12 protein-coding genes and 2 pseudogenes are annotated in these 13,738 nt (G+C 71.6%); 13 read left to right on the forward strand and 1 reads right to left on the reverse strand.

What is annotated here, in order from left to right:
* Positions 1 to 95 precede the first annotated feature (95 nt).
* Entirely contained in the window at positions 96 to 2,291 is a 2,196-nt protein-coding gene (locus tag WJ438_RS32890; RefSeq protein ID WP_406728434.1) for an elongation factor G-like protein EF-G2, read from the reverse strand.
* A gap of 310 nt (positions 2,292 to 2,601) precedes the next feature.
* Between WJ438_RS32890 and pgsA the strand changes: the two genes are divergently transcribed.
* The 13 genes and pseudogenes from pgsA (at position 2,602) to WJ438_RS32955 (ending at position 13,576) form a co-directional block, all read left to right on the forward strand.
* Positions 2,602 to 3,318: a phosphatidylinositol phosphate synthase gene (gene pgsA, locus WJ438_RS32895; protein WP_406728435.1), complete on the forward strand. Its 717-nt coding sequence runs from the start codon at positions 2,602 to 2,604 to the stop codon at positions 3,316 to 3,318.
* Positions 3,315 to 4,226: a phosphatidylinositol mannoside acyltransferase gene (locus WJ438_RS32900; RefSeq protein WP_406728436.1), complete on the forward strand. Its 912-nt coding sequence runs from the start codon at positions 3,315 to 3,317 to the stop codon at positions 4,224 to 4,226. The genes pgsA and WJ438_RS32900 overlap by 4 nt, the downstream gene beginning before the upstream one ends.
* On the forward strand, positions 4,223 to 5,386 hold the full coding sequence (locus WJ438_RS32905) for a glycosyltransferase family 4 protein (protein WP_406728437.1): 1,164 nt from the start codon (positions 4,223 to 4,225) through the stop codon (positions 5,384 to 5,386). The genes WJ438_RS32900 and WJ438_RS32905 overlap by 4 nt, the downstream gene beginning before the upstream one ends.
* An 83-nt stretch (positions 5,387 to 5,469) precedes the next feature.
* Positions 5,470 to 6,012 (forward strand): hypothetical protein, encoded by a 543-nt coding sequence (locus tag WJ438_RS32910; protein WP_406728438.1) that lies wholly within the window; start codon positions 5,470 to 5,472, stop codon positions 6,010 to 6,012.
* Positions 6,013 to 6,188: 176 nt separating this feature from the next.
* A complete protein-coding gene (pdxS, locus tag WJ438_RS32915) occupies positions 6,189 to 7,100 on the forward strand; it encodes a pyridoxal 5'-phosphate synthase lyase subunit PdxS (RefSeq protein ID WP_109379485.1) in 912 nt (303 codons plus the stop codon).
* Positions 7,101 to 7,102: 2 nt separating this feature from the next.
* On the forward strand, positions 7,103 to 7,708 hold the full coding sequence (gene pdxT / locus WJ438_RS32920) for a pyridoxal 5'-phosphate synthase glutaminase subunit PdxT (RefSeq protein ID WP_406728439.1): 606 nt from the start codon (positions 7,103 to 7,105) through the stop codon (positions 7,706 to 7,708).
* A gap of 80 nt (positions 7,709 to 7,788) precedes the next feature.
* Positions 7,789 to 8,541, forward strand: a complete 753-nt coding sequence (locus WJ438_RS32925; protein WP_406728440.1) for a YebC/PmpR family DNA-binding transcriptional regulator — start codon at positions 7,789 to 7,791, stop codon at positions 8,539 to 8,541.
* 136 nt (positions 8,542 to 8,677) lie between these two features.
* Positions 8,678 to 9,277 (forward strand): crossover junction endodeoxyribonuclease RuvC, encoded by a 600-nt coding sequence (gene ruvC / locus WJ438_RS32930; RefSeq protein WP_406728441.1) that lies wholly within the window; start codon positions 8,678 to 8,680, stop codon positions 9,275 to 9,277.
* Positions 9,274 to 9,879, forward strand: coding sequence for a Holliday junction branch migration protein RuvA (gene ruvA / locus WJ438_RS32935; protein ID WP_406728442.1), 606 nt, complete (start codon positions 9,274 to 9,276; stop codon positions 9,877 to 9,879). The genes ruvC and ruvA overlap by 4 nt, the downstream gene beginning before the upstream one ends.
* A 131-nt stretch (positions 9,880 to 10,010) precedes the next feature.
* A pseudogene (gene ruvB / locus WJ438_RS32940) lies at positions 10,011 to 11,080 on the forward strand (Holliday junction branch migration DNA helicase RuvB).
* Positions 11,081 to 11,244: 164 nt separating this feature from the next.
* Positions 11,245 to 11,739, forward strand: a complete 495-nt coding sequence (gene yajC, locus WJ438_RS32945) for a preprotein translocase subunit YajC (RefSeq protein ID WP_406728443.1) — start codon at positions 11,245 to 11,247, stop codon at positions 11,737 to 11,739.
* Between the two features lie 128 nt (positions 11,740 to 11,867).
* Positions 11,868 to 12,917: pseudogene (locus WJ438_RS32950) on the forward strand (SecDF P1 head subdomain-containing protein); the annotation flags it as partial.
* A gap of 110 nt (positions 12,918 to 13,027) precedes the next feature.
* Positions 13,028 to 13,576 (forward strand): adenine phosphoribosyltransferase, encoded by a 549-nt coding sequence (locus WJ438_RS32955; protein ID WP_406728444.1) that lies wholly within the window; start codon positions 13,028 to 13,030, stop codon positions 13,574 to 13,576.
* The last annotated feature ends 162 nt before the right edge of the window (positions 13,577 to 13,738 follow it).

Raw genomic sequence — 13,738 nt, forward strand, 5'->3', positions numbered from 1 at the left:
AAGACGTACGCGGGCGCCCGCGGGACCTGCCCGCGGGCGCCCGGCGCCGGCCGCGAGGACCACGCCCCGCCGGCTGTGCGGCCCGACCGGCGTCGTCAGGCGCTGCGTGCCTCCCCCCGTACCCGTTCCGCGACCTGTGGCGGCATCGGCTCGTGCCGCACGTACCGGCGGCTGAAGCGCGCGGTGCCGTGCGAGAGCGACCGCAGATCGACGCTGTACCGACCGATCTCGATCTCCGGCACCTCGGCCCTGATCAGGGTGCGGCCACCTGCCGACTGCTCGGTGCCGAGCACTCGGCCGCGCCGGCCGGACAGATCGCTCATCACCGTTCCCACGTAGTCGTCGCCGACCAGGACGCTCACCTCGGCCACCGGCTCCAGGAGATGGATCCGCGCGTCCGCGGCCGCCTCCCGCAGCGCCAGCGCGCCGGCCGTCTGGAACGCCGCGTCGGAGGAGTCCACCGAGTGCGCCTTGCCGTCCAGCAGCGTCACCCGTACATCGATCAGCGGGTGGCCGGCCGCGACGCCCTTGGCGGCCTGGGCCCGTACGCCCTTCTCGACGGACGGGATGAACTGCCGCGGCACCGAGCCGCCGACCACCTTGTCCACGAACTCGATGCCCGAGCCGCCCGGCAGCGGCTCCACCTCGATCTCGCAGATGGCGAACTGCCCGTGCCCACCGGACTGCTTGACGTGCCGTCCGCGTCCTACCGCCCGGTCGCCGAACGTCTCCCGCAGCGGCACCCGGTGGGCCACGACGTCCACCTGGACGCCGTACCGACTGCGCAGCCGCTCCAGGGCCACGTCCGCGTGTGCTTCGCCCAGACACCACAGGACCACCTGGTGGGTGTCCTGGTTCTGCTCCAGGCGCATCGTCGGGTCCTCCGCCACGAGGCGGGACAGTCCCTGCGAGAGTTTGTCCTCGTCGGGTTTGCTGTGCGCCTCGATGGCCAGCGGCAGCAGCGGGTCGGGCATCTCCCAGGGTTCCATGAGCAGCGGGTCGTCCTTGGCGGACAGGGTGTCCCCGGTCTCGGCGCGGCCCAGTTTCGCCACGCACGCCAGATCGCCCGCGATGACGTGCGACACCGGCCGCTGCTGCTTGCCGAACGGCGTGGACAGGGCGCCGATCCGCTCGTCGACATCGTGGTCCTCGTGGCCCCGGTCGGCCAGTCCGTGCCCGGAGACGTGCACCGTCTGGTCGGCGCGCAGGGTGCCGGAGAAGAGGCGGATCAGCGAGAGCCGGCCGACGTACGGGTCGGACGACGTCTTGACGACCTCCGCGACCAGCGGGGCGTCGGGATCGCACGGCTTCAGCTCGCGCGGTGTGCCGTCGACCGTGGTCACCCGCGGTGTGGTGTGTTCCGGCGGGGTCGGGAAGCCGCCGGTGATCAGCCCCAGCAGTTCGACGGTGCCGAGGCCCTGGCGGGCGTCCTCGGCCGCGGGAGCGGCGGCCAGGACGGGGAAGAACGCACCCCGCGCGACGGCGCGTTCCAGGTCCTTGATCAGCGTCTCGACGTCGCACTGCTCGCCGCCGAGGTAGCGGTCCATGAGGGTCTCGTCCTCGCTCTCCGCGATGATCCCCTCGATCAGGCGGTTGCGGGCCTCCTCGATCAGCGGCAGCCGGTCCGGGCCGGGCTCGGACTCCTCGCGTTCGCCGGAGGAGTAGTCGAACAGCTTCTGCGTCAGCAGGCCGATCAGTCCCGTCACGGGCGCGTGCCCGTCGGGCCCCTCAGGGCCTTGCAGGGGAAGGTACAGCGGCAGTACGGCGTCGGGGTCGTCCCTGCCGAACGCCTCCGCGCAGACGCGCGTCATCTCCTGGAAGTCCGCGCGCGCCGCTTCCAGGTGCGTGACGACGATGGCCCGGGGCATGTCGACGGCCGCGCACTCGTCCCACACCATCCGGGTCGAGCCGTCCACGCCGTCGGAGGCCGAGACGACGAAAAGGGCCGCGTCCGCCGCTCGCAGACCGGCCCTGAGTTCGCCGACGAAATCGGCGTATCCGGGGGTGTCCAACAGGTTGATCTTGATGCCGTCCCATTCGAGGGGCACCAAGGAGAGCTGGACCGAGCGTTGCTGCCGGTGCTCGATGTCGTCGTAGTCGGAGACAGTGCTGCCGTCCTCCACACGGCCCGCCCGGTTCACCGCTCCCGCGGTCAGTGCGAGAGCCTCCACCAAGGTCGTCTTGCCCGATCCGGAGGGGCCGACCAGGACCACATTCCGTACGGACGTGGGATGGTCGGCCGCCTGTGCCCTTCCGGCGGCTCCGGGGTGTGTGTGCGCCTTGTCGCCCATGGTCCTGCCTCCCGTGCACGGTGAGGTCACTGTGGGCGCGGACACGCGGAATCCTCCCCCGGGCGCTTGCCGGGGGCACCCCGAGCGGTGACGGCTCCGGCGACGCCCGCGGTCCTTCGAGCTTTGCACTCCCGTCACGGTGCGTCCATACGAGGGGCGTGATCCCGTCTCCCGGCACGGCGTCACATGCGCCGAAGGCCCCCGCACCGGGCGCCCGGGTGCCCAGCCGTCGGCAGCACGCGCGCGTGACTACGATGGGCCAGCCGGTGGCCAGCAGGGCCACGCGGCCACACCGACCGTCGGGAAGGCCATGCTGAACAAGTACGCGCGTGCATTCTTCACGCGTGTCCTCACACCGTTCGCCGCGTTTCTCATCCGGCGGGGGGTCAGCCCGGACACGGTCACGCTCATCGGCACCGCGGGTGTGGTCGCGGGCGCGCTGGTCTTCTACCCCATGGGCGAGTTCTTCTGGGGCACGGTCGTCATCACGCTGTTCGTGTTCTCCGACCTCGTCGACGGCAACATGGCCCGTCAGCTGGGCCGCTCCAGCCGCTGGGGAGCCTTCCTCGACTCCACCCTCGACCGGGTCGCCGACGGGGCCGTCTTCGGCGGCTTCGCCCTGTGGTACGCGGGCGGGGGCGACGACCTCGTGTTGTGTGCCGTCTCGATCTTCTGCCTGGCCAGCGGCCAGGTGGTGTCGTACACCAAGGCGCGCGGCGAGTCGATCGGACTGCCGGTCGCCGTGAACGGGTTGATCGAGCGGGCCGAGCGGCTGGTGATCTCGCTGGTCGCGGCGGGCCTGGCGGGCCTGCACGCCTTCGGCGTGCCCGGCATCCAGTACCTGCTGCCGATCGCCCTGTGGATCGTCGCCGTCGGCAGCCTGATCACACTGATCCAGCGAGTCGTCACCGTGCGCCGGGAGGCCGCCGAGGCCGAGGCCGCGGAGCAGGAGTCCGAGGGGCGGGGGTCCGCAGAGCGGGAGAACACCGAGGACCAGCAGACCCGGGGGAGCGAGACCGCGAAGTGAGCGTCCAGGAGCGGCTGACCGACGCCCTGTACGGCGCCGGCTGGGCCACCGTCAAGAAGATTCCCGAACCCGTCGCCGTACGGCTCGGCCGGAGCATCGCCGACCTGGCCTGGAGGCGGCGCGGCAAGGGCGTGCTGCGGCTGGAGAGCAACTACGCGCGCGTGGTGCCCGACGCGAGCCCCGAGCGGCTCGCCGAACTGTCCCGCGCGGGCATGCGCTCGTACCTGCGGTACTGGATGGAGTCCTTCCGGCTGCCGGCCTGGAGCCGGGAGCGCATAGCGGGCGGCGTAGACGTCGAGGACATCCACCGTCTGACCGACGGCATGGCGGCCGGCAAGGGCGTCGTCCTGGCACTGCCGCACCTCGCCAACTGGGACCTCGCCGGCGCCTGGGTCACCACCGGGCTGGGCGTACCGTTCACCACCGTCGCCGAGCGGCTGAAGCCGGAGACGCTGTACGACCGGTTCGTGGCCTACCGTGAGGGCCTCGGCATGGAGGTCCTCCCGCACAGCGGCGGCAGCGCGTTCGGCACGCTGGCCCGGCGGCTGCGCGACGGGGGACTGGTCTGCCTGGTCGCCGACCGCGATCTGTCGGCCTCCGGCGTGGAGGTCGACTTCTTCGGCGAGACCGCGCGGATGCCGGCGGGCCCCGCCCTGCTCGCCCAGCAGACCGGCGCGCTGCTGCTGCCGGCGACGCTCTGGTACGACGACTCGCCCGTGATGCGGGGCCGGGTCCATCCGCCGGTCGGGGTTCCCGAGTCAGGCACACGCGCCGAGAAGACGTCCGTGATGACACAGGCGCTGGCCGACGCCTTCGCCACGGGGATCGCCGAGCATCCGGAGGACTGGCACATGCTGCAGCGCTTGTGGCTCAAGGACCTCGACCCCGCGCGGGAGGCGACTCCGTGAGAATCGGCATCGTCTGCCCGTACTCCTGGGACGTACCGGGTGGCGTTCAGTTCCACATCCGTGACCTGGCCGAGTACTTCGTCCGGCTCGGCCACGAGGTGTCCGTCCTCGCCCCGGCCGACGACGACACCCCGCTGCCGCCGTACGTCGTCTCGGCCGGCCGCGCGGTGCCGGTGCCGTACAACGGCTCGGTGGCCCGGCTCAACTTCGGTTTCCTGTCGGCGGCCCGGGTGCGGCGCTGGCTGCACGAGGGCGCCTTCGACGTGATCCACATCCATGAGCCGACCTCGCCCTCGCTCGGCCTGCTGACCTGCTGGGCCGCCGAGGGACCCATCGTCGCCACCTTCCACACGTCCAACCCGCGCTCCAGGGCCATGATCGCCGCCTACTCCATCCTGCAGGCGGCCCTGGAGAAGATCAGCGCGCGGATCGCGGTGAGCGAGTACGCCCGCCGCACGCTCGTCGAACACCTCGGCGGGGACGCCGTGGTGATCCCGAACGGTGTGGACGTCGACTTCTTCGCCCGCGCCGAGGCCGATCCGCGGTGGCAGGGGGACACGATCGGCTTCATCGGCCGCATCGACGAGCCCCGCAAGGGCCTCCCGGTGCTGATGCGGGCCCTGCCGAAGATCCTCGCCGCCCGCCCGCGGGCGCGGCTGCTGGTCGCGGGACGCGGCGACGAGGAGGAGGCGGTCGAGAGTCTGCCCGCCGAACTCCGTTCCCGGGTCGAGTTCCTCGGCATGGTCAGCGACGAGGACAAGGCCCGCCTTCTGCGCAGCGTCGACCTGTACGTGGCGCCCAACACCGGCGGCGAGAGCTTCGGCATCATCCTGGTCGAGGCGATGTCCGCGGGGGCGCCGGTGCTCGCCTCCGACCTGGACGCCTTCGCCCAGGTCCTCGACCAGGGGGCGGCGGGCGAACTGTTCCCCAACGAGGACGCCGACGCGCTCGCCGACGCCGCGGTACGCCTCCTGGGGGACCCGGAGCGCCGCGCGAAGCTGCGTGAACGGGGCAGCGCCCACGTCCGCCGCTTCGACTGGTCGACCGTCGGCGCGGACATCATGTCCGTCTACGAGACGGTGACCGCCGGCGCGGCCGCGGTGGCGGCGGACGACCGGACGACGAAGCGGTGGACACGATTCGGCCTGGCGCGGGACTGAGGGCGGGAAGGGCCTGACCGACCCCGCCGGTCGGGCTCCGGCCCGTTCGGGCCCGGAGGCGGCTCCCGGTAGCCTTGCCGCCCGTGACCGCAACCCTCATCTGGATCCTTGTCGTCCTCGCCGCGATCGGCCTCTATCTGAGCTGGACGGCGGGGCGGCTGGACCGGCTGCACGCCCGGATCGACGCCGCCCGTGCCGCGCTGGACGCGCAGTTGCTGCGACGGGCCTCGGTGGCGCAGGAACTGGCCACCTCGGGGGTGCTCGACCCGGCCGCCTCGATCGTGCTCTACGAGGCCGCGCACGCCGCGCGGCAGGCGGTGGAGGAGCAACGGGAGGTCGCCGAGAGCGAACTGAGCCAGGCGCTGCGTGCCGTCTTCGCCGAGGCACAGCAGGTGGACGCGGTCCGGGACGCGCCCGGGGGAGAGGAGGCGGCCCTGGAACTCGCCGAGGCGGTCCGCAGGGTACCCATGGCACGCCGCTTCCACAACGACGCCGTACGGGCCGCACGCGCCCTGCGCCGGCACCACAAGGTGCGCTGGTTCCGGCTGGCGGGACACGCGCCGTTCCCGATGGCCTTCGAAATGGACGACGAACCACCGGCCTCCCTGAAGGAACGGGCCGCGTAGGGCAGGCCCCGGCGGGACGAGCAAGAGCCCGACCCGGAGTCGGTCGCGCCGAGGGCCGTACCCGGAGATCCACCCAGAACGATCCACCGCCCCGTCATTGGCTCTTGCCGTGGACCGGTCCGTTCACGTTTCCTCAGTACTGCAGAAACCCCCTTTTCGCAACAGTGAGGTCACTCGTGTCCAGCACGCTCTCCGAAAACCAGGCTCCCGAGACCGGCACCGCCCGCGTGAAGCGCGGGATGGCCGAGCAGCTCAAGGGCGGCGTGATCATGGACGTCGTCACGCCGGAGCAGGCGAAGATCGCCGAGGACGCGGGCGCCGTCGCCGTCATGGCCCTGGAACGGGTTCCCGCCGACATCCGCAAGGACGGCGGCGTGGCCCGCATGTCCGACCCGGACATGATCGACGGCATCATCGGAGCCGTCTCCATCCCGGTCATGGCCAAGTCCCGCATCGGCCACTTCGTCGAGGCCCAGGTCCTGCAGTCCCTCGGTGTCGACTACATCGACGAGTCCGAGGTCCTCACTCCGGCCGACGAGGTCAACCACTCCGACAAGTGGTCGTTCACCACCCCCTTCGTCTGCGGCGCCACCAATCTCGGCGAGGCCCTGCGCCGCATCGCCGAGGGCGCCGCGATGATCCGCTCCAAGGGCGAGGCCGGCACCGGCAACGTCGTCGAGGCGGTCCGTCACCTGCGCCAGATCAAGAACGAGATCGCCCGGCTGCGCGGCTTCGACAACCACGAGCTGTACGCCGCCGCCAAGGAGCTGCGCGCCCCGTACGAGCTGGTCAAGGAGGTCGCCGAGCTGGGCAAGCTGCCGGTCGTACTGTTCTCCGCCGGCGGTGTCGCCACTCCCGCCGACGCCGCGCTGATGCGCCAGCTCGGTGCCGAGGGCGTCTTCGTCGGCTCCGGCATCTTCAAGTCCGGCGACCCGGCCAAGCGTGCCGCCGCCATCGTCAAGGCGACCACCTTCTACGACGACCCGAAGGTGATCGCGGAGGCGTCCCGCAACCTCGGCGAGGCCATGGTCGGCATCAACTGCGACACCCTTCCCGAGGCAGAGCGCTACGCCAACCGCGGCTGGTAGGCATGAGCGACGTCGTGATAGGCGTCCTGGCCCTCCAGGGCGACGTACGGGAGCACCTCGTCGCCCTGGCCGCGGCCGGTGCCGTGGCCAGGCCGGTGCGCCTCCCCGACGAACTCGCCGAGGTCGACGGTCTCGTCCTGCCCGGCGGAGAGTCCACCACCATCTCCAAGCTGGCCGTCCTGTTCGGCCTGATGGAGCCGCTGCGCGCACGCGTGCGTGCCGGTATGCCCGTCTACGGCACCTGCGCCGGGATGATCCTGCTCGCCGACAAGATCCTCGATCCGCGCTCGGGCCAGGAGACCGTGGGCGGCGTCGACATGGTCGTGCGCCGGAACGCCTTCGGACGGCAGAACGAGTCCTTCGAGGCCGCGGTCGACGTCAAGGGAGTGGGGGGCGGCCCCGTGCACGGTGTCTTCATCCGCGCACCCTGGGCCGAGTCCGTCGGAGCCGGAGCCGAGGTGATCGCCGAGCACGACGGCCGCATCGTCGCGGTCCGCCAGGGCAACGCCCTGGCCACGTCGTTCCACCCGGAACTGACCGGCGATCACCGCGTGCACGGCCTGTTCGTCGACATGGCATCCGAGTACCGGACGGCCGACGCCTTGTAGGATTCCCGGGGTACCTCCCAGGCTCTTTGAGCACGGGGGGAGTTCGTTGCAGAGACGGGTTACGCGAAGGAGACAGGCAGATGGCCGGCCACTCTAAATGGGCCACGACGAAGCACAAGAAGGCCGTCCTCGATGCCAAGCGCGGCAAACTCTTCGCGAAGCTGATCAAGAACATCGAGGTCGCCGCGCGTATGGGCGGTGTCGATCTGGACGGCAACCCCACGCTCTACGACGCCGTTCAGAAGGCCAAGAAGCAGTCGGTGCCGAACAAGAACATCGACTCCGCCATCAAGCGCGGTGGCGGTCTCGAGGCCGGTGGCGCCGACTACGAGACGATCATGTACGAGGGCTACGGCCCGAACGGTGTCGCGGTGCTCATCGAGTGCCTCACCGACAACCGCAACCGCGCCGCCTCGGACGTGCGGGTCGCGATGACCCGCAACGGCGGTTCGATGGCCGACCCGGGCTCGGTGTCGTACCTGTTCAACCGCAAGGGTGTCGTGATCGTCCCCAAGGGCGAGCTGACCGAGGACGACGTCCTCACCGCCGTCCTGGACGCGGGTGCCGAGGAGGTCAACGACCTCGGTGAGTCCTTCGAGGTGCTCAGCGAGGCCACCGACCTCGTGGAGGTCCGTACCGCTCTGCAGGGCGCCGGGATCGACTACGACTCCGCCGAGGCCAACTTCGTCCCGACCATGCAGGTCGAACTGGACGAGGAGGGCGCGAAGAAGATCTTCAAGCTGATCGACGCGCTGGAGGACAGCGATGACGTGCAGAACGTCTTCGCCAACTTCGACGTGAGCGACGAGATCATGGAGAAGGTCGACGTGTAACACGGCCGAGGGACGACCGGCCGCGGGACCCGACGGGCCGACGGGCGATCCCGTCGGCCCGTCGCATTGCCCGCGGTGTCAGCGCCGACGGATACCCTGACGTACGTAAAAGATCACCGTCCACGGGAGGCTTGGCGTGCGTGTGCTGGGAGTCGACCCGGGGTTGACGCGGTGCGGGGTCGGGGTGGTCGAGGGGGTCGCCGGGCAGCCGCTCACCATGCTCGGCGTCGGTGTCGTACGCACGCCCGCCGACGCCGATCTCGGGCACCGCCTCGTCGCCATCGAGCAGGGCCTGGAACAGTGGCTGGACGAACACCGGCCGGAGTTCGTCGCCGTCGAACGTGTTTTCAGCCAGCACAACGTCCGGACGGTGATGGGCACCGCCCAGGCGAGCGCGGTCGCCCTGCTGTGCGCCTCGCGCCGCGGCATCCCTGTCGCCCTGCACACGCCCAGCGAGGTCAAGGCCGCCGTGACCGGCTCCGGCCGCGCGGAAAAGGCCCAGGTCGGCGCGATGGTCACCCGCCTGCTGCGGCTCGACGCGCCCCCGAAGCCCGCCGACGCGGCCGACGCCCTCGCTCTCGCCATCTGCCACATCTGGCGGGCCCCGGCCCAGAACCGGCTGCGGCAGGCGGCCGCCCTGCACGTCGCGCGAGCCGCCCCACGAGCGTCCGTCCCGCGTGCTTCCGCCTCGCGCACACCCACAGCACCGAACTCACCGAAGGGGCGCTCCACATGATCGCCTTCGTCAGCGGCACGGTCGCCGCACTCGCCCCCGACGCCGCGGTCGTCGAGGTCGGCGGTGTCGGCATGGCCGTCCAGTGCACGCCGAACACGCTGTCCGCGCTGCGCGTCGGCGCGCACGCCAGGCTCGCGACGTCCCTCGTCGTGCGCGAGGACTCGCTCACCCTCTACGGCTTCGCGGACGACGACGAACGGCAGACCTTCGAGCTGTTGCAGACCGCAAGCGGCGTGGGCCCGCGCCTGGCCCAGGCCATGCTCGCCGTGCACACCCCGGACGCGCTGCGCCGGGCCGTCGCGACCACCGACGAGAAGGCGCTCACCGCCGTCCCCGGCATCGGCAAGAAGGGCGCCCAGAAGCTGTTCCTGGAGCTGAAGGACCGCCTCGGCGCACCGGTGGGCGCGGCGGCCGCGGCCGGTCCCGGCACCGCGGGCTGGCGCGACCAGCTGCACGCCGCGCTGATCGGCCTCGGTTACGCCCCGCGCGAGGCCGACGAGGCTGTCGCCGCCGTCACCCCGCAGGCCGAGGCGGCCGGGGGCACCCCCCAGGTGGGCCCACTGCTGAAGGCGGCCCTGCAGACTCTGAACCGCGCCCGGTAGTCCGGTCCACGGTCCACGGACCACCGCCGCCAGGTGCGGCACCCGGGCCACCCGGCACGCCCGCCCCGACCGGAGCACCCGCCCCGTCCGGAACACCCGCACGCCCGCCCCACCCCGGCTAGGAGACTTCAGTGAACTGGGACGACACGACCGACCCCGCCGCCGCGGAGCGGCTGGTGGGAGCTGTCGCCGACGGGGAGGAACAGGCCGTCGAGGCCGCCCTGCGCCCCAAGGACCTGGAGGAGTTCATCGGCCAGGAGAAGGTCCGCGAACAGCTCGACCTGGTGCTGCGCGCGGCCCGCGCCCGGGGGGCCACCGCCGACCACGTCCTGCTGTCCGGCGCCCCCGGCCTCGGCAAGACCACCCTGTCCATGATCATCGCGGCGGAGATGGAGGCCCCCCTGCGCATCACCTCGGGACCGGCCATCCAGCACGCCGGCGACCTCGCCGCGATCCTCTCCTCCCTCCAGGAGGGCGAGGTCCTCTTCCTCGACGAGATCCACCGCATGTCCCGGCCCGCCGAGGAGATGCTCTACATGGCGATGGAGGACTTCCGCGTCGACGTCATCGTCGGCAAGGGCCCCGGCGCCACCGCCATCCCCCTCGAGCTGCCCCCTTCACCCTGGTCGGCGCCACCACCCGGGCGGGGTTGCTGCCGCCCCCGCTGCGCGACCGCTTCGGCTTCACCGCGCACATGGAGTTCTACGAGCCCACCGAGCTGGAGCGGGTCGTCCACCGCTCGGCGAACCTCCTGGAGGTCGGGATAGAGACCGAGGGCGCCGCCGAGATCGCCGGCCGCTCCCGGGGCACGCCCCGCATCGCCAACCGGCTGCTGCGCCGCGTCCGCGACTACGCCCAGGTCAAGGCCGACGGGAGGATCACCAGGGAGATCGCCACGGCGGCCCTGGCGGTCTACGAGGTCGACGCCCGCGGCCTGGACCGGCTCGACCGCGCGGTGCTCGGCGCGCTGCTCAAGCTGTTCGGCGGCGGACCGGTCGGCCTGTCCACCCTCGCCGTCGCGGTGGGCGAGGAACGGGAGACGGTGGAGGAGGTCGCCGAGCCGTTCCTGGTCCGGGAGGGACTGCTCGCCCGCACCCCGCGCGGCCGGGTCGCGACCCCGGCGGCATGGGCGCATCTCGGCCTCACCCCGCCCAGCTCCCGCGGGACCGGAAACGGACAAGGGGACCTGTTCGGGGCATGAGGGGGCCGGCACCGGCCGGGACAGGAACCCCGGTGCCACGCTGAGCGTTGTTCCCTGCGCGCGGACTCGCCTAGACTCCGCCGATGCCACCCTTGTAGGCGGCATCACATACCCCCAACCAACAGGCCGTTCACCATCGCGGTCATGTGAAGGAAGTCCGACCCGTGAGTCTCCTGACCCTCCTCCCGTTCATTGTGCTCATCGGGGCCATGTTCCTGATGACCCGGTCGGCCAAGAAGAAGCAGCAGCAGGCCATCGATATGCGGAACCAGATGCAGCCGGGTTCCGGTGTCCGCACGATCGGGGGCATGTACGCCACGGTCAAGGAGGTCAGTGAGGACACGGTCCTCCTCGACGCCGGCCCCGGCGTGGACCTGCTGTTCGCGAAGAACTCCATCGGTGCCGTCCTGAGTGACGACGAGTACAACCAGATCGTCCACGGCATCGAGCACGACCTGAAGTCCGACGCCGACATCGTCCCCGACGACGCCTCCTCCCTCACCGACTCCTCCGACACCGCCGCCCCCGACGACGCGCCGGTCGATTTCGGCAAGAAGGAAGCGGCCGCGGCCGACGAGCCGGCCGACACCGCCGACGCCGACAAGGCGAAGACGGACGAGCAGCCGAAGAAGTCCGAGGGCGGTTCCGAGACGAAGTAGTCGTGTTCCCGGGTGCGCGGGCCCGCCCGCGCACCCCGGGACCCGCCCCGCTCGCACGGAATCCCCGGACCAGCCATGGCCGTCCGCCCGTGGACCGGGTCCGAGGAGGCCCGAGAGGGAGTACGAAGGTGGCTGCGCTCAAAAGGGGAGACAAAGCGAGCGCCACAAGCAAGCCGTGGCGCTCGCTCACCCTGATCCTGATCGCCGTCGTGGCGCTCACCGGAGGCATGTTCGCCTCCGGGCACAAAACTCCGCGCCTGGGTATCGACCTGGCCGACGGCACCAGCATCACGCTGGCGGCCGTCCCCGAGGCCGGTCAGGAATACGCGATCAACCCGACCAACATGGCGACCGCGGTCTCCCTCATGGAACGTCGCGTCAACGGTCTCGGCGTCTCCGAGGCAGAGGTCCAGACGCGGGGCGACCGTAACATCATCGTCAACATTCCCAAGGGCACCAACTCCGAGCAGGCCCGGCAACAGGTCGGCACCACCGCCAAACCGTACTTCCGTCCGGTCGTCGCGACCGAGCTCGCCGGCGGCGGGGCCGCTTCCACGCCCAGCGCCACCGGTGACGCCTCGAGCCAGGGCACCGGCCCGGACAAGGCCACCGACAAGGCGAGCGAGAAGGCCACGGACAAGACCACCGACGAGGGGTCCCCGTCCGCCTCCACCAGCCCGTCGGCGAGCTCCACCACCCAGGGCCGCGCGGTCACCGACGCCCTGAAGGCCGACGCCACGCCGTCGGCGCCCCCCAGCGACCCGGCCGAGGACGGAGCCGCCCCCTCCCCGTCCGCGACGGCCGGCACCTCGGGCGAGGCGGACAGCGGGCTCCAAGCCCGGTACGCCGCGCGCGACTGCACCAGGGCGAGCGTCCGCGCCACCGCCGGTGACGGCGCCAAGCCCACCGACTCGACCGTGGCCTGCGGCCAGAACTCCCAGGGCCAGTGGCAGAAGTACATCCTCGGCCCCGCCGCCGTCGACGGCACGGACATCGGCAAGGCCAAGGCCGTCCTCGACACGCAGTCCGGTGCCGGCTGGGCCGTCACCACGGACCTCACCGACAAGGGCAGCGGGAAGTTCGCCGACATCACCGGCAAGCTGGCCCAGAACCCGTCCCCGCAGAACCAGTTCGCCATCGTCCTGGACGGCGAGGTCGTCTCCGACCCCTACGTCAGCCACGACGACGGGCCGACGGACGCCGTTCCCGCCGCACCCACCGTCGTGGGGCCACGCAACCAGCCCGCGTCCCGCAACCGCGGCCGCGGCCGACCCCCAGGAAAGCGCAGATGACCAAAACAACCGACGCCTCCGCACTGCTGTTGAGCCGCATCCGGGACGTCGCGGACCACCCGGAGCCGGGCGTGATGTTCAAGGACATCACCCCGCTCCTGGCCGACCCCAAGGCGTTCGCCGTGCTCAGCGACGCCCTCGCCGAAATCGCCGGAGACACCGGCGCCACCAAGATCGTCGGCCTGGAGGCCCGGGGCTTCATCCTCGGCGCCCCGGTCGCCGTCCAGGCCGGCCTCGGGTTCATCCCCGTGCGCAAGGCGGGCAAGCTCCCCGGAGCCACCCTCAGCCAGGCGTACGACCTGGAGTACGGCTCCGCCGAGATCGAGGTGCACGCCGAGGACCTGACCGCCGCCGACCGCGTCCTGGTGATCGACGACGTGCTCGCCACCGGCGGCACCGCCGAGGCGTCGGTACAGCTCATCCGCAGGGCCGGCGCCGAGGTCGTGGGCCTCGCCGTACTGATGGAACTCACCTTCCTCGGCGGCCGGGCCCGCGTGGAACCGGCCCTGGCCGGCGCCCCGCTGGAGGCACTGCTCACGATCTGAGCGGCGACACGGGACGCGCGCGGAGCGCGGCGGACACCGTACGAGGCGGGCACCGGAGGAATCCGGTGCCCGCCTCGTACGTTTCACGGGTAGACGGTCCTCACACGGTCCGCAGGAGATCCACCGGCCGGGGATGGCTACCATGGGGGCTCCGGAGCCTGC

This window comes from Streptomyces sp. GD-15H (genome assembly GCF_045291515.1).
Classification (GTDB): Bacteria; Actinomycetota; Actinomycetes; order Streptomycetales; family Streptomycetaceae; genus Streptomyces.

What these genes read in the sequence shown, in the direction of transcription:
- WJ438_RS32890 (WP_406728434.1), bottom strand. Translation starts at nt 2,291, where the DNA reads ATGGGCGACAAGGCGCACACACACCCCGGAGCCGCCGGAAGGGCACAG.
- pgsA (WP_406728435.1), top strand. Translation starts at nt 2,602, where the DNA reads ATGCTGAACAAGTACGCGCGTGCATTCTTCACGCGTGTCCTCACACCG.
- pdxT (WP_406728439.1), top strand. Translation starts at nt 7,103, where the DNA reads ATGAGCGACGTCGTGATAGGCGTCCTGGCCCTCCAGGGCGACGTACGG.
- WJ438_RS32925 (WP_406728440.1), top strand. Translation starts at nt 7,789, where the DNA reads ATGGCCGGCCACTCTAAATGGGCCACGACGAAGCACAAGAAGGCCGTC.
- ruvA (WP_406728442.1), top strand. Translation starts at nt 9,274, where the DNA reads ATGATCGCCTTCGTCAGCGGCACGGTCGCCGCACTCGCCCCCGACGCC.
- WJ438_RS32955 (WP_406728444.1), top strand. Translation starts at nt 13,028, where the DNA reads ATGACCAAAACAACCGACGCCTCCGCACTGCTGTTGAGCCGCATCCGG.